General features: G+C 73.2%; 13 protein-coding genes. 4 read left to right on the forward strand and 9 right to left on the reverse strand.

Translation table 11 applies throughout. From position 1 onward, the window contains the following. Positions 1-15 precede the first annotated feature (15 nt). From ABT004_RS04855 to ABT004_RS04880, 6 genes are all read right to left on the reverse strand, one after another. The gene (locus tag ABT004_RS04855; RefSeq protein WP_351331418.1) at positions 16-1,368 is read right to left on the reverse strand and encodes an esterase-like activity of phytase family protein; all 1,353 of its coding nucleotides are present in this window, start codon (positions 1,366-1,368) and stop codon (positions 16-18) included. 89 nt (positions 1,369-1,457) lie between these two features. Continuing rightward, on the reverse strand, positions 1,458-2,027 hold the full coding sequence (locus ABT004_RS04860) for a DUF1097 domain-containing protein (RefSeq protein WP_351331419.1): 570 nt from the start codon (positions 2,025-2,027) through the stop codon (positions 1,458-1,460). Position 2,028: 1 nt separating this feature from the next. Further along, entirely contained in the window at positions 2,029-3,312 is a 1,284-nt protein-coding gene (locus ABT004_RS04865) for an amidohydrolase family protein (RefSeq protein WP_351331420.1), read from the reverse strand. Between the two features lie 82 nt (positions 3,313-3,394). Further along, the gene (locus ABT004_RS04870) at positions 3,395-4,159 is read right to left on the reverse strand and encodes an acetamidase/formamidase family protein (protein WP_351331421.1); all 765 of its coding nucleotides are present in this window, start codon (positions 4,157-4,159) and stop codon (positions 3,395-3,397) included. After that, entirely contained in the window at positions 4,147-4,527 is a 381-nt protein-coding gene (locus ABT004_RS04875; RefSeq protein ID WP_351331422.1) for an acetamidase/formamidase family protein, read from the reverse strand. Before ABT004_RS04875 ends, ABT004_RS04870 begins: the two co-directional genes overlap by 13 nt. An 81-nt stretch (positions 4,528-4,608) precedes the next feature. Beyond that, positions 4,609-5,703 carry a carbamate kinase gene (locus ABT004_RS04880; protein ID WP_351331423.1) on the reverse strand — a complete coding sequence of 365 codons (1,095 nt, stop codon included), beginning with the start codon at positions 5,701-5,703 and terminating at the stop codon, positions 4,609-4,611. Positions 5,704-5,905: 202 nt separating this feature from the next. Here ABT004_RS04880 and ABT004_RS04885 point away from each other — a divergent pair, with 202 nt between their 5' ends. The 4 genes from ABT004_RS04885 (at position 5,906) to ABT004_RS04900 (ending at position 11,917) form a co-directional block, all read left to right on the forward strand. Then, positions 5,906-7,474 (forward strand): PucR family transcriptional regulator, encoded by a 1,569-nt coding sequence (locus tag ABT004_RS04885; protein WP_351331424.1) that lies wholly within the window; start codon positions 5,906-5,908, stop codon positions 7,472-7,474. Between the two features lie 192 nt (positions 7,475-7,666). After that, the gene (locus ABT004_RS04890; protein ID WP_351331425.1) at positions 7,667-9,271 is read left to right on the forward strand and encodes an AllF/FdrA family protein; all 1,605 of its coding nucleotides are present in this window, start codon (positions 7,667-7,669) and stop codon (positions 9,269-9,271) included. A gap of 259 nt (positions 9,272-9,530) precedes the next feature. Then, positions 9,531-11,045, forward strand: coding sequence for a YlbE family protein (locus ABT004_RS04895; RefSeq protein ID WP_351331426.1), 1,515 nt, complete (start codon positions 9,531-9,533; stop codon positions 11,043-11,045). Then, the gene (locus ABT004_RS04900) at positions 11,042-11,917 is read left to right on the forward strand and encodes an oxamate carbamoyltransferase subunit AllH family protein (RefSeq protein WP_351331427.1); all 876 of its coding nucleotides are present in this window, start codon (positions 11,042-11,044) and stop codon (positions 11,915-11,917) included. The genes ABT004_RS04895 and ABT004_RS04900 overlap by 4 nt, the downstream gene beginning before the upstream one ends. Here ABT004_RS04900 and ABT004_RS04905 read toward each other — a convergent pair. From ABT004_RS04905 to ABT004_RS04915, 3 genes are all read right to left on the reverse strand, one after another. Further along, a complete protein-coding gene (locus ABT004_RS04905) occupies positions 11,892-13,286 on the reverse strand; it encodes an NADP-dependent succinic semialdehyde dehydrogenase (protein WP_351331428.1) in 1,395 nt (464 codons plus the stop codon). The genes ABT004_RS04900 and ABT004_RS04905 overlap by 26 nt on opposite strands. A 197-nt stretch (positions 13,287-13,483) precedes the next feature. Continuing rightward, a complete protein-coding gene (locus tag ABT004_RS04910; protein ID WP_351331429.1) occupies positions 13,484-13,972 on the reverse strand; it encodes an NUDIX hydrolase in 489 nt (162 codons plus the stop codon). Next, positions 13,965-14,624 (reverse strand): LuxR C-terminal-related transcriptional regulator, encoded by a 660-nt coding sequence (locus ABT004_RS04915; RefSeq protein WP_351331430.1) that lies wholly within the window; start codon positions 14,622-14,624, stop codon positions 13,965-13,967. The genes ABT004_RS04910 and ABT004_RS04915 overlap by 8 nt, the downstream gene beginning before the upstream one ends. Positions 14,625-14,661: the final 37 nt, after the last annotated feature.

Here is a 14,661-nt window from a genome sequence, read left to right on the forward strand (position 1 = left end):
GGCCGACGCGCGCCCCTACAGAGCGCCCTTCGGCAGCTTCACATGCGTCACCTTCGTCTCGACGCCGCTGTCCACGAGCCGCCCGTCCGCGTCGAACGCACCCGCGCCGTCGGTCATTCCGAAGTCGTTGTCGTTGATGAGGGCGAGGGTGTCGCGGCCCGCGAGCGCGATGCCCTCGATCTTCTCGGGGACGCCGTCGACCGTGTTCAGGTCCACCACGAGTCGCTTGCGGAGGACCGGAACACCCTTCGCCGCAGGGTCCTTCAGCTCCTCCAGGGACGGGGACGTCGCGTCGTCGTCCCAGCGCCCGCCCAGGATGTCCGCGCCGCGCGTGAGCCGCACCTCCTGAAGGCGGGCCGCCTTGTCGGTGCGCTCCTCGACGAGCAGCCGATTGCCGCCGACCGCGACGACGGAGGAGATCTTCAGCTCGGAGGGGTCGTCCTCGCCCGGGTTCACCACGTCCACCGGGTCGAAGCGGTACGCGTACTCCGCCGTGACCGCCTGGCTCTTCGGGGAGAACCGCAGCAGGCGCGTCGTCCGCGAGGCGTCGCCCGCGTCCTCGTCCGGCAGCGACAGCGGGCTCTGTACGGCCAGCACCAGGTCCCCGCCCGGCAGCTGGGCGAGTCCCTCGAAGCCCCGGTTTACCTTGCGGTGCAGCAGCACGGACGGCAGTGACTCGACGACCGGATAGTCGGCGCCTCGCAGCTTCAGGCCCTTCGGCACGTGCCGGGCGAGCACCTGGCCGTCCGCGGAGACGTGCACGAGCGAGGGACCGTACTCGTCGACGAGCCAGAAGCTGCCGTCCGCCGCGCGCACGATGCCCTCGGTGTCGAGACCGTTCGGGTTGTACGAGAGCGGGCTCCCGGCGTCGTACGAGTACGGCTTCTCGTCGCGGGCCTCCTGGTTCGGCAGGCCGGTGACGGGCTTGCCGGACTTCGTGGTGAGCGGGAGCGCGTCGAGGACCTTCACCTGGTCGCCAGTGACGCGGATCTTGACGATCGCCGGGTCGAAGCCGGGCACGGGGAACGTGCGGCGCTTCGTTCCATCGACCTTGATCTGGCCGTTCGGGCCGCGGTCGGTCACCGTCCAGAACTCGCCCTTGCGGCCCGCCGGGTAGAGGTCCGAGCCGACGCCGCCGAGGTCCACGCCCCGGTCGTCGTCGACCGTCCCCGGCAGCAGGGCATTGCTGAACCCGCCGAGCGGCACGTCGCCGAGCGTCGCGCTGCCGGTGACCTCGGCCGCGCCGGACCCGCTGGGCGCACCCGTCGCGGCCGGCGTCACACTGAGCGCCACCAGTGCGGCGAGCGGGACACCCGCGGCGACGGAACGGCCGAGGACGCGGCGCTTGCCGGGGACGAGCGGGGACATGGGGCCTCCTGAGGCGCGGTGAGCGTGTACAGCGCACACGTTCGACCCCCGCCCCGAACGCGGAGTGACGTCAGGGTGAACAGGGCGGCTCAGGAAGGCGACTTGATCTCCACCGGGAAGGTCAGCCGCATCGACAGCCAGGCGTACACCGGGCCGAGCGCGTTCATGGCGACCACGCACACCCAGGCCGACCACGGGTTGCCCGCCTCGAAGCCGAACCCGCCGAAGAACGTCGCGAAGTAGCTGGCGAAACCGAAGAACATGCCGGGAATGAGGGAGAAGAACCGGACCCGGCCGGTGTACATGAGCGCGCTGTTCAGGACGAGGATGCACAGCGCCCCGAAGGTGTTCTTGGCCAGCTGGCTCTCGCCGAAGGCCGTGCCCGCGTGGGTCTCCAGGAGCACGATGAGCAGCGCGTACGTGGAACCCACCGGCATCGCGCACCACAGTTTGCGCGCGCCGGCGAGGTTCGGGCCGCCCATCAGGAACATGCCCGCCCACGAAATGAAGATCGCCCACGGTGGCAGATGCAGCGCGGTCCCGCCCACGAACGCGGTCGTCGCGGCGAGCACCGACGCCACGATCTCGTGCGGAATCCGCTCCCGGACCACGGGTGTCACCGGAGCGGACGTGTTCGTCCCTGTCGTCGCCTCGGCCATGTCAGACCACCCCGCCCGCGATGAGGGAACCGTCGAGTTCTGCGGAGGCCGTCGAACGGGCCACCACCCGACCCGACTTGACCACCGCGGTGCGCGCGGGCCGGTCCAGGAGCAGCGTGTCGTAATCGCGGGTGTCCAGGACGACCAGGTCCGCGACCGCGCCCTCGCGCACCCCGTAGTCCGCTTCCGGAATGCCGAGCACGCGCGCGGCGTCGTACGTCACCATGCGCAGCACCCGGCGCAGGTCGGCGGGGCCCGAAAGCTGCGCGATCCGGGCGAGCAGCAGCGCGGTCTCCAGGACGTCGCCGGTGCCGTACGGGGTGAAGGCGTTGCGGATGTTGTTGGTGGCGCAGGCGGTGAGGACGTCCGCGCCCCAGAGTTCGCGCACGGGGGCCAGGCCCCGGCGCGGCGCCGTGTCGTCGCCGCGACCGCCGAGGAAGAGATCCGTGGCGGGCAGCGGCACGACCGCGACCCCGGCGGCCGCGAGCGCGGCGAGGACCGCGCGTCGCTCTGCCGGCGGACGCCCGGCGAGCGAGGTGGCGTGGCCGAGCGTCACCCGCCCCTGGAGGCCGCGCTCGGCGGTGCGGGCGGCGATGAACTCGGCGAGGGCGAAGCGGCCGTCGCCGTGGTCGTCGCCGAAGTCCGCGTGCAGGTCGGCCGGCACGCCGTACTCGACGGCGAGATCGAGGACCAGCTCCACGTGCCGGTGGCAGTCGGCGAGGGAGGCTTCGTTGTAGGTGCACCCACCGACGGCATCGGCGCCCGAGTCGAGCGCCTCACGGAGCAGCTTCTCCGTGCCGGGCGCCTTGAAAATGCCCTCCTGGGGGAACGCGACGACCTGGAGGGTGACCAGGGCCGCCCACTTGTCGCGCAGTTCCAGCAGGACGTTGAGCCCGGTCAGGCCCGCCACCGGGTCGACGTCGGGGTGGGTGCGGATCGCGGTGGTGCCGTGCAGGACGCACATCCGGAGCACCTGCTCGGCACGCGCGCGTACCTCGTCGTAGGTGAACCCGGCCTTGCACTGCGCGGTGATCCTGATGGCGTCCGCGAGCGAACCGGTGCCCTCCGGGGTCAGCCCGTCGAGCAGTGCCTTGTCCGGGTGCAGATGGGCCTCGATGAGACCGGGCACGACGACACGGCCCGCACAGTCGAGGGTCTCGGCTCCGATGTCCTCCGGCGGAGCGAGAGCGGGGCCGATGGCCTCGATCCGTCCGCCGCGTACACGGATGTCGGTCGGGTCGGGCGAGTCCTCCACACGCGCGTGGCGCAGCAGCAGAGCGGTCACGGTGGTTCTCCTTCGGTCGAGAGATGCGTGACGGGCAAGTGCGGGTGCGGTGCGTGCGGGCGCGACCTGGGGGGATTGGTGGTTACGTCTCGGCGGGGAAGTCCGCCTTGCGGATCAGGCAGTGGACGCCCTTGACCTGGTCGACCACCTGCGAAACCTCGAAGTCGGCTGCCGCGCTGAGATAGGCGTACGCGGTGGCACGGTCCATGCCGGTGCGCGCCGTGAGGAAGCCGAGCGCGGAGCGCACGCACTGGCGCATCGCCTCGTCGAGGTCGGCGTCGAGCCCGAGCGCGATCCAGTGCGTACGGTTCTCGGCGAACGGCTCCGCGAGCAGCCCGGTCACCCGGCGCGCCGCCGCACCGCGCACCACCGACAGCTGGACCGTCGCGCGCAGCGGCGCCTCCAGCGCGGTGAGGGCCACCTCCCCGTTGCCCTGCGCGAAGTGCGGGTCACCCGCGTAGAAGCCCGCGCCGTCGGTACGTACCGGCAAGTACAGGTTCGATCCGCAGGTCAGGTGCTTGATGTCGAGGTTGCCGCCGAAGGGTCCTGGCGGCACCGAACTGAGCGTGTCCGAGCGGTCGTCCGTCACGCCCATGATCCCCACGAACGGGCCGAGCGGGAAGCGTGCGCTCAGCGTCGGCGTGCAGCGCAGGACGCCGAACTCGGCGCCGTCGCCGTCCCGCTCGACCGTGCAGAACGAGGAGACCGTGCCCTCCGCCGCGCGCTTGGTGTCCGGGCTCGTGAACTCGGCGGCCGGATCCGGGAGTTCGCCGGGCAGCGAGCCGCGGGAGTGCCGGTTGGAGACGATGCCGTAGTGGGTACGCCGGTGCAGGCTCAGGGTGCGCACGCACAACAGATCACCGGGCCGGGGCCGCGCACCGCGACGGGGCCCGTGACGATGTGCGGGCCGATCAGGCTCTCCGGCCCGCGCCCGAGGTCGCACGCCGCGATCTCCTGTGCGTCGCGCGGCACTTGGTGGGCCGGTACTCCGTAACCGCCGAAGAACTCCACCGGGTCGCGGCCCTGGTCCGGCAGGATCCCCTCGTGGGAGACGAGGTCGAACGTGACCGTGTCACCGTCGTCGACCTTGAGCACCGGGGCGCTGTCCGCGCGGGGGAGCACACCCCAGCGGGCGGTGTCGGGTGTGGTGGCGAGGTGGTGGCGGCCGTCGACGGGCATGGCGTCGGGGGAGGGGGCGGCGGAGGTCAGCGTCATATGAGGTCCTTCGGCCGTGAGGGGGCTGTGAGCGGGCGCGGGGGAGTCGCGGCACAGACAGATGATCTTGCTGTCGTTGTGTTACGGCTCCGAAGCCGTCGTGTTGCCATTGCCGCTGCTGTAGGCATTGCTGGGGAAATCGCCGTTGACCGGCCGGGCGGCCCCGGCCGTCGGGACGATGCGTGTGCCCGTCGTGCCGCGCAGTGCCTCGCTCAGCGCGCCCGGCGACGTGATCAGCACACGGTGGCCGCCGGACGCGAGGAAGTCCAGGGCCGAGCGCACCTTCGGCCCCATGCTGCCCTCGGGGAACTGCCCCGCCGCGAGATGCTCGCGGGCCTGCGCCGCGTCCATGCGGTCGAGGTCGCGGTGTTGCGGGGTGCCCCAGTCGAGGGCGATCCGCTCCACTCCGGTCGTCACGATCAGCTCGGTCGCGCCGAGCGCGGAGGCGAGCAGCGCGGACGTCGCGTCCTTGTCGACGACCGCCTCCACGCCGCACAGTGCTCCGTCGGGCCCGCGCGTGACGGGGATGCCGCCACCCCCGCCCGCCACCACGACGTGGCCGGCGTCCAACAGGGCGCCGATGGCATCGAGTTCGACGACGGCCTGTGGCGCCGGCGAGGGCACCACGCGGCGCCACCCACGCCCCGCGTCATCGGCGACGGCCCACCCGTACCGGGCGGCCAGCCGCTCCGCCTCCGCGCGCTCGTAGTGGGCGCCGATGGGCTTGGTGGGCCGGGCGAACGCCGGGTCGTCCGGGTCGACGACGGTGTGCGTGAGCAGCGCGACGGGCCGCGACCCGGCCGGCAGGGCGTCCGAGAGGCCGCGTACGAGGATGTAGCCGATGCTGCCCTGCGAGTCGGCGACGCACATGTCGAGGTCGAGCAACGGGAGTTCGGGGGCGAGCTCGGCCGCGAGGTCGGCGCGCCGCTTGATGAAGCCGACCTGCGGGCCGTTTCCGTGCGTGACGACCACGCGGTGCCCGGCGCGGACGAGCTCGGCCACCGGACGCGCCAACTGGTGGGCGGCGGCGAACTGTTCCGCGATCGTGGCGCGCGGTCCGCCGCTGAGGAGCGCGTTGCCGCCGATGGCGAGGACGGTGACAGGGGCGGCAGGGTGTGTGACGGCCGGCGGCCGCACGGGGGAAGCGGCTGGTGGGGGCGCGGTTCCTGGAGGCATGTCAGGACGATAGGAACGCCGGGCGCGGCGGTCATGGGCAGCCGGTGCCAGCGTGTACGCGGGGGTGTTGACGCTCGCTGACAGTGCTTCAGGGGCGGCCGGATGGGGGTGGGCGTCGGCACCGTCACCGTATCCGAGGATCGTATACAACCTCGTGTCATGAGCGTTTACAGCCCTCGCGGGGGCGCCCATAGTGAGCTGCGTGACCCCTGTTCCGCGCACTGTGACGGCACCCGGCCCCGCCGGCGCCGCGGCCCTGACCGTGGCACAGGCGCTGGAGCTGCCCGCGCTCGCGGGTGCCCGTCTGGTGGCCGGGGAGGCGGGCGCGCGCCGCGGCATCAGGGTCGCCAACATCATGGAAGTGCCGGACATCATCCGCTGGATGCGCGGCGGCGAGTTCCTCCTCACCACCGCCTACGCGGTCCGCGACGACGAGCAGGCGCTCACCGGCCTGGTGCCCGAACTCGCCGACCGCGGACTTGCGGCCCTCGGCGTGAAGGTCGGCCCCTACCTGCCGCGGCTGCCCGCCCCGATGCTGCGCAGCGCCGACGAACTGGGCTTCCCCATCGTCGAGTTGCTCGGCGACGTCATGCTGAACGACATCCTCTCCGAGGTCATCGGCACCGTACTCAACCGGCAGGCGCTCAGCCTGGAGCGTTCGCAGGCGCTGCGCGACCGGCTCTCGCAGGCCGTCCTCGGGGGCGGCTCCTACGGCGAACTCGTCGTCCTGCTGGCGGCGGAGACCGGCTGCCCCGCGGCGATCCGCGGCCCGGACGGCACTCTCCTCGCGGCGGCGGGGGACGTGCCCGAGGGCACCCCCGCGTCCGTGACCCGGCCGATCGCCGTCGGGCACCGCAGCGCCGGCGAGGTCGCCCTATGGGCCGGGCCCGGCTGCACGCCCGGCGAGGAGTGGGGCACCGCCGCCGACCACGTGGCCAGCCTCGCCGGGATGCTCGCCGTGCAGGAACGCGTACTGGCCGAGCGCGAACGCCGGTACCGCACCCTGCTGTTGACCGAACTCGTCTCCCACCCGCCGCGCGACCGCGCGGAGTCGGCGCGCCGGGCCGCGGCCCTCGGCTGGGACCTGGAGCGCCCGCGCGCCGCCGTGGTCGTCGAGGCCGCGGCGCCCCCGGACGGCGGCGGCGCCCGCCTCGCCGAGGAACGCCTGCTCGCCGCCGCCCGCACCGCACTGGGAGCCCACACGCCCGCCTGGGGCACCCCCGGAGGCCTCACCGCCCTCGTGGCCCCCGACGGCGCCGAACTGCGCGGTCGCTGCGAGGCGTTGCGACGCGCAGTTGCCGCCGCCTGCCCGGGGCGCACCGTGGCCGTCGCGGCGGGCACGATCCGCGGCGACTTCACCGAACTCCACCTCAGCCACAGCGAGGCACTCAGCGCGCTCGCGCTCGGCCGTGAGCTGGAGGGCCCCGCCCGCTCGTTCGTCCGGCTCCACGAGGAGAGCGGGGTGTACCGGCTGCTTGACCAGCTGCCCGCGGGCGAACTCCACGCACTGGTCGACGACGCCCTCGGCCCCCTGCTGACCTACGACGCCGGGCACGACGGCAGCCTCGTGCACAGCCTCACCGTGTATCTGCGACACGACCGCAACGGCGTCGAGGCAGCCGAGGAACTCCACATCCACTACAACACGCTGCGCTACCGCCTGAAGCAGATCGAACGTCTTACCGGCGCACCCGACAAGGACCCGATGCGCCGCCTCCAGACGGAACTGGCCGTCCACGCCCACCGGTTGCTCAGCGCACGCGCGCACTGACGGTGGCCGGACCGGCGCTTCGGCCACCGTGGCGGCGTCGGTACGCGGCGGGGTAGGGCTGCGGGTGTCCCCGAACATGCTGGTGCGTCGTCGGCGGCCCGGTCACTGTCAGCCGGTGCCGGTGATCCACACCCGCGCGCTGGCACCGCTCGCCGAAGACCGCGCCCGGGTGGCGGCCGTAGCGTCGCTGCCATGGAGCCCACCCCGCCCGCCACCGACGGCCACCCCGCCCCGGACACCCTGACGTCGAACTCCGTGCGGTGCGACGCCTACGCCGATTCCGTCGCGCTCATGCGCGCGGCCCAGCACCTCACCGGGCTGCCCGGCATCACGGCCGCCAGCCTCGTCATGGCGACCGAACCCAACCTGCGGCTGCTCGCCGACGCCCAACTCCTCACCGACGACGGCCGCGTCGCACGCCCCGCCGACCTGATCGTCGCGCTGCGCGGCACCGCCGACGCGATCGAGCACGCCCTGGGCGAGGTGCCCGCGCTGCTCGAACAGCCCGCCGCCTCCGAGAGCGCCGAGCCCGACGCCCGGGTGCCGCGCGCCCTCACCGAGGCCGACCCGGCGACCGCCCTCGCGCTGATCTCCACCCCCGGCCCGTACGCGGCGGCCGAAGCGCTCAAGGCGCTGCGCTGCGGCATGCACGCCTTCGTCTTCAGCGACAACGTCCCCGTCGAACAGGAGATCCGCATCAAGGACGAGGCACACCGTCGCGGCCTGCTCGCCATGGGACCCGACTGCGGCACCGCCGTCCTGGACGGTGTCCCGCTCGGCTTCGCCAACGTCCTGCGCCCCGGCCGCGTCGGCCTGATCGGCGCCTCTGGAACGGGACTTCAGCAGGTGTCCTGCCTACTGGACGCCGCAGGCGAAGGGGTCCGGCAGATGATCGGGACCGGCGGCCGCGACCTCGGCGCGGAGGTCGGCGCGCGCACCACGCTCGACGCGCTCGACCTGCTCGCCGCCGACCCCGGCTGCGAGTTGATCGTGCTGGTGTCGAAGCCGCCCGCGCCCGAGGTGGCCGAGCGCGTCATCGCCCGTGCAGGACGTACGGGCAAGCCGGTCGTCGCCGCGTTCCTCGGTACCGAAAGGCCTGCCGCGCTCGGCGATCTCGCGGGCGCCGGGCGGCACGGGGCGTCGGGCTCCGTCACCGTTGTCGGCACCCTGCGCGACGCGGTCCGCGCGGTGGTGCGCACCCTCGGCGGCGTACGGGCACCGCAGTGGGCGCCGCCCGCCGTGGACGCGGGACCCGGACGGTACCTCCGCGCCCTGTACGCGGGCGGAACCTTCGCCTACGAGGCGCGGCAACTGCTGCCGGGGGCTGTTACAGCCGTCGACCCCTACGTTCCCGGTCGCCAAATTGCCCTGCCTGGAGGCCACGTGGTGCTCGACCTCGGCGACGACGCCTACACCGCGGGCCGCCCCCACCCGATGATCGACCCCACGGTGCGCGCCGCCCATCTGCGCGCCGCACTGTCCGATCCCGACACCGCGGCCGTGGTCCTGGACGTCGTCCTCGGACACGGCGCGGGCGCAGACCCTGCCGGGCCGCTCGCGACCGAGCTGGAACGGGCCGGGGAGCGGGGGCGGCCGCCGGTCATCGCCTTCGTCGTCGGCACGGATGGCGACCCACAGGACGTCGACGCGGTGCGGGCGCGCCTGGAGAAGGCGGGTGCGCTGTTGGCGCCGACCAGCACGGATGCGGCGGAGTGGGCGGTGTCGTTGGTGGAGGCGGGGGACGAACCGCGACGGGACGCGGCGGAGTTGGTGCCTGCGGCGAGGGCGGGACAGTGATGCCGCTTCGACGCGGCTGAAGCCGCCTGCTCGACGCTGCGGCTGACGCCTTTCGCGCCGCCAGGTGCGGGCGGACGCCGGGTCCCGGGTGCCGCTGCCGGAGACGGCCGAACACCGGCCCGCGCCGACCGTCGCGTGAGGGCCTCCGCCTCACCGCACGCCGTCCGTTGGGTGACGCCAGTTCGCCTCACCGCCCGCCAGCCATCGCGTGACGCCCGCCCGTCCCGCCCCACGCCAACTTTCATCCAGGAGGCCGCACATGACCCCTCACCTCGTTTCCGATCTGCTCAACGCGGGCGACACCCCGCCACGTATCGCCGCCGTCGGCGTGGCCGACTTCAGTGATGTGCCTCGCACCGCAGGCGCCCACGTCAGCACCCTCGACTGGCGGCCGCCCGCGGGCGGCGACCCCGACCTCGCCTGGAAGCTGGCCGAACTCACCGGCCATGAAGCAGTCGAGGCGGCCAACCGCACGGCAGTCGACCGGCTGCTCGCCGTGCGACCCGTGTGGCGCGACGTGCGCACCGCCCGCGACGTCCTGCCGGTGCTCGACGACCGGGCCACCGGCGAACGCGTCCTCCTGCACGCCGGACCGCCCGTCGACTGGGCCCACATGTGCGGCCCGATGCGTGCGGGGGTCATCGGTGCCGCGTTGCTCGAAGGCTGGGCCGACACCCCGGAACAGGCCGAACTCCTCGCGAATTCGGGCGCGTTGCGCTTCGAGCCGTGCCACCACCACGAGGCCGTCGGCCCCATGGGCGGCATCACCTCCCCGTCCATGTCCGTGCTCGTCGTCGAGGACCCGGCCACCGGGCGACGCGCCTACGCCAACCTCAACGAGGGAGCGGGCCGCTGCCTGCGCTACGGGGCGCTCGGCGACGACGTGATGGACCGGCTGCGCTGGATGGCCGACGTACTCGCCCCCGCGCTGCGCGCCGCCCTCGCCGACCGGCCCGACGGCGTGGACCTGCGCTCCGTCGTCGCCCAGGCACTCCAGATGGGCGACGAGTGCCACAGCCGCAACACCGCCGCCTCCGCGCTGCTGCTGCGGGACATCGCCGCGCCGCTCGCGCGCGTTCCGCACGGCCCCGAGGTCCTGGAGTTCCTCGCCGGGAACCACTACTGGTTCCTCAACTTCTCGATGGCGGCCGCCAAACTCGCCACCTCCGCCGCCCACGGCGTCGCCCACTCCACACTCGTCACGGCGTTCGCCCGCAACGGCGTCGAGGTCGGCATCCGCGTCAGCGGCCTCGGCGACGCCTGGTTCACGGCGCCCGCCGCCGAGGTGCGGGGCCTGTACTTCGCCGGATACGGGCCCGAGGACGCCAACCCCGACATCGGCGACAGCGCCATCACCGAGACCAACGGCCTCGGCGGCTTCGCCCTCGCCGCCGCGCCCGCCATCACCGGCTTCGTCGGCGGCACCGTGGAGGAGGCGCTGCGCACCAGCCGCGACATGGCCCGCATCACGCTCGCCCGGCACGAGGCCTACCGGCTGCCGGCCCTCGGCGGCATCGGCTCACCGGTCGGCATCGACGTGCGGGCCGTCCTCGACACCGGCATCGAACCGGTTGTCACCACGGGCATCGCACACCGCGAACCCGGCATCGGCCAGATCGGCGCGGGCCTGGCACACGCGCCGCTGGAGTGCTTCCGCAAGGCGCTGGAGGCGTTCGGGGTTCCGGAGCCGTTCGGGGATCCGGAGGCGGCCTCGATTCCGGAGGGGTTCGCGGTTTCGGAGGCGGCCGGCGACATGGCTGCTCCCCGGGCATGAGCCCCGCCCACCTGCCCTGCACCGTCAGCACCCTGACCCGCACCCTGCTGGCCGGGCCGCCACGCCCCGCCCGTGTCATGGCCGTCGCCCGGCAGGCCCTGTACCTGCTGCCGTACGACGGTGACACCGCGCTCGCCGTGATCGTGCCCGGAGCCGTGCGCGTGCCGACCGCCGTGGTGCTGCCGCGGGCGGCGGGGGAGCGGCCGTTCGGCGGCGTGGCGGTCGGGGACGCGGGCCGGATCGGGGGCGGGCGCGTCGCGGTCGGGCATCTGCGGCTGGCCGCTGGGGAGTTCTGGGCGCCGCCCCGCGTCCAGGACACCCCGCACGGCCCCGCCCTCGACCGGCTCGCACGGCTGCGTCCGCCCCGCCCCCTGGCCGCCGAGGCCCGCCCCGCGGCGACCGTGCTCGTCCGCGCCCTCGCGCACGGGGCCGTCGGTGCGGGACGCCGCGCTGCCGATGACCTGTTGGGTCTGGGGCCCGGAGCCACTCCATCCGGCGACGACTTTCTGTGCGGCCTGCTGCTCGCCGCCCGCCTCTCCCCGCTGCCAGCCACCTGGCTGCCCGTCCTCGTAGCCACCGCGGAACAGGCCGGAACACGTACACCTCCGGTCTCGGCCGCGCTCCTGCGGCACGCCGCCGACGGTCACTGCATTCCGCAGGTGGCGGCGCTGCTGCACGCGGCGGCAACCGGCGCGGATCTGGCCGCACCGGTCAGCGACCTGCTCGCCGTCGGCCACAGCTCCGGGAGCGACCTGTTGCACGGGCTGTGCGCGGGGGCGCGGCTCGCCGGGGCGGGTCGCCCGTGCGTCGACGGCTCGCCGCGGGGGAGCCGTCGACGTGTTGCTGTCAGGCCCCGATCCACACCGTGGTGATGTTGCAGAACTCCTTGATGCCGTGGTCCGACAGCTCGCGGCCGTAGCCGGAACGCTTCGCGCCGCCGAAGGGGAGGGCCGGGTGCGAGGCCGTCATGCCGTTGACGAAGACGCCGCCGGCCTGGCTGTCGCGCACGAAGCGCTCGATCTCGTCCTCGTCACCGGTCCACAGGTTGGAACTCAGCCCGAAGGGCGTGTCGTTGGCGACGGCGATCGCCTCGTCCAGGTCCGCGACCCGGTACAGGGTCGCCACCGGACCGAACGTCTCCTCCAGGTGGATACGCATCTCCGGGGTCACATCGGCGATGACGGTCGGCTCGTAGAACCAGCCGTGGTCGGCGAAGTCCTTCGGTCGCTGCCCGCCGCACAGCACGGTCGCGCCGCTCTCCACCGCGTCGTCGACCAGCTCCTCCAGATCGCTGCGCCCCTGCTCGCTGGAGAGCGGGCCGACGTCCGTGTCCTCGTCGAGCGGATCGCCCACCCGCAGCTCCCGCATGCCGGACACGAACGCGTCCCGGAACTCCTCGAACACCGACTCGTGCACGATGAACCGCTTGGCCGCGATGCACGACTGACCGTTGTTCTGCACGCGCGCCGTAACGGCCTTCTCCGCCGCCTTCGCCACGTCCGCCGACGGCAGCACCACGTACGGGTCGCTGCCGCCCAGCTCCAGGACCGTCTTCTTCACCTCGTCGCCCGCGATCGAGGCCACGGAACGGCCGGCCGGTTCGCTGCCGGTGAGCGTCGCCGCGACCACCCTCTCGTCGCGCAGAATCCCCTCGACCGCGCCCGAACCGATCAGCAGCGTCTGGAAACAACCCTCGGGGTAACCGGCCCGGTGGAAGAGATCCTCCAGGTAGAGGGCGGTCTGCGGCACGTTCGACGCATGCTTGAGCAGGCCCACGTTCCCGGCCATGAGAGCGGGCGCCGCGAACCGCACGACCTGCCACAGCGGGAAGTTCCACGGCATCACCGCGAGCACCGGGCCGAGCGGCCGATAGCGCACGTGCGCCCGCACCGCGCCCGAATCGTGCACGTCAGACTCCGCCGGATGCTCGTCCGCGAGCAGCTCCGACGCGTGCTCCGCGTACCAACGCATCGTCTTCACGCACTTCAACGCCTCGGCCCGAGCCGCCGCGACCGGCTTGCCCATCTCGGTCGTCATCGTGCGGGCGACGTCGGGCGCGTCCGCCTCCAGCAGGTCCGCGGCCCGCTGCAGCAGCCTCGCCCGATCGAAGAGCGTCGTCGTCCGGTACGAGTCGAAGGCGCGCGCCGCCAGGGCGAGCCTGCGCTCGATCTCCTTCGCGGACAGGGCCTCGTACGTCTTGAGGGTCTCGCCGTTCGCCGGGTTGACCGTCGCGATGGGCATGCTGCCGACCTCCTCTGCGGGGTTCCTATGACCTTCCCGCGCGCCACGGACGCGCGCAACGCGGGCCGCGGGGCGATCCCGGGTACCCGCGGGCAGGCCCGTCAGACGCCCGCCCCTTGGATCATCGCCGCTGATCACTGTCCGCAGTCACCGCACCGCGGCGCACGCCTGAAGAGCCGCTGGCACGATCGCCCGGTTCAGAACACCTGAGCCGCGAGCCGGTCGAGGAAGATCGCTTGCGCCTTCACGATCCGGTCCCGCGCCGGATCGAGGCCGAACCAGGCCACCCGGTCCAGCTCGGGAAACTCCGCCATGCGACCGGAACCGCGCGGCCACTCCATCGTGAACGTCCCCGGCACCATCTCCGCCGGATCCAGATCCGCCTCCACCGCCCACACGGTCACGTGCTTGCCGCCGGACTGCACCGTCTCACCCAGCGGCAGCGCGGTCCCTGCCGGCGGCGGGAGTCCCAGCTCCTCCTGGAACTCCCGCCGCGCCGCCTCCCACGGCGTCTCACCCGGCTCGTACTCGCCCTTCGGCACACCCCACGCGCCCGCGTCCCTTCGCGCCCAGAACGGGCCGCCCATATGCCCCAGCAGCACCTCGACCCCTTCCGCCCCTCCCGCCGCGCGCCGGAAGAGAAGCAGGCCCGCGCTGCGCTTTCCTCGCCTCGTCCCATCAGCCATGCGCCAAGTCTCGGTGCAGGAACCGGATGACCGCGAGTACACGGCGATTGTGATCCTCCGACACGGGAAGCCCCAGCTTCCCGAAGACCGCCGCGACGTGCTTCTCCACCGTGCCCGCCGACACATGCAGCGACTCGGCGATCGACGCGTTCGACCGGCCCTCCGCCATCAGCTCCAGCACGTCCCGCTCCCGCTCCGTGAGCGAACTCAGCTCCTCGGTCGCCCGGCCCGCGCCCGCGAGCTGCGTCACCACCTCCGGGTCAAGCGCGGTGCCGCCCGCCGCGACCCGGGTGAGCGCGTCCGTGAACTCCGCGACGTTCGCCACCCGTTCCTTCAGCAGATATCCGACGCCCGCCGAGCCCTCGGCGAGCAGTCGCGTGGCGTACTTCGTCTCCACGTACTGCGAGAACAGCAGCACACCGGTCCCTGGCTGCTCGCGCCGGATGTCGATCGCCGCGCGCAGCCCGTCGTCGGTGTGCGTCGGCGGCATGCGGATGTCGACGACTGTCACGTCGGGCCGGTGTTCCGCGACCGCCGCTCGCAGCGCATCCGCGTCACTCACCGCCGCCACGACCTCGTGCTCCCGCATGGACAACATCTGGGCCAGCAACTCCCGCAGCACAGCGGCGTCCTCGGCGATGACTACGCGCATGGCCGGGATCGTCTCACGTGATCTCTCCGTAGTCCTG

Source organism: Streptomyces sp. NPDC002790 (assembly GCF_040295505.1).
Classification (GTDB): domain Bacteria; phylum Actinomycetota; class Actinomycetes; order Streptomycetales; family Streptomycetaceae; genus Streptomyces.

Coding starts and splice junctions, on each gene's coding strand:
- ABT004_RS04855 (WP_351331418.1), bottom strand. CDS start 1,368: ATGTCCCCGCTCGTCCCCGGCAAGCGCCGCGTCCTCGGCCGTTCCGTC.
- ABT004_RS04895 (WP_351331426.1), top strand. CDS start 9,531: ATGACCCCTCACCTCGTTTCCGATCTGCTCAACGCGGGCGACACCCCG.
- ABT004_RS04915 (WP_351331430.1), bottom strand. CDS start 14,624: ATGCGCGTAGTCATCGCCGAGGACGCCGCTGTGCTGCGGGAGTTGCTG.
- ABT004_RS04910 (WP_351331429.1), bottom strand. CDS start 13,972: ATGGCTGATGGGACGAGGCGAGGAAAGCGCAGCGCGGGCCTGCTTCTC.
- ABT004_RS04875 (WP_351331422.1), bottom strand. CDS start 4,527: ATGACGCTGACCTCCGCCGCCCCCTCCCCCGACGCCATGCCCGTCGAC.
- ABT004_RS04905 (WP_351331428.1), bottom strand. CDS start 13,286: ATGCCCATCGCGACGGTCAACCCGGCGAACGGCGAGACCCTCAAGACG.
- ABT004_RS04880 (WP_351331423.1), bottom strand. CDS start 5,703: ATGCCTCCAGGAACCGCGCCCCCACCAGCCGCTTCCCCCGTGCGGCCG.
- ABT004_RS04860 (WP_351331419.1), bottom strand. CDS start 2,027: ATGGCCGAGGCGACGACAGGGACGAACACGTCCGCTCCGGTGACACCC.
- ABT004_RS04900 (WP_351331427.1), top strand. CDS start 11,042: ATGAGCCCCGCCCACCTGCCCTGCACCGTCAGCACCCTGACCCGCACC.
- ABT004_RS04890 (WP_351331425.1), top strand. CDS start 7,667: ATGGAGCCCACCCCGCCCGCCACCGACGGCCACCCCGCCCCGGACACC.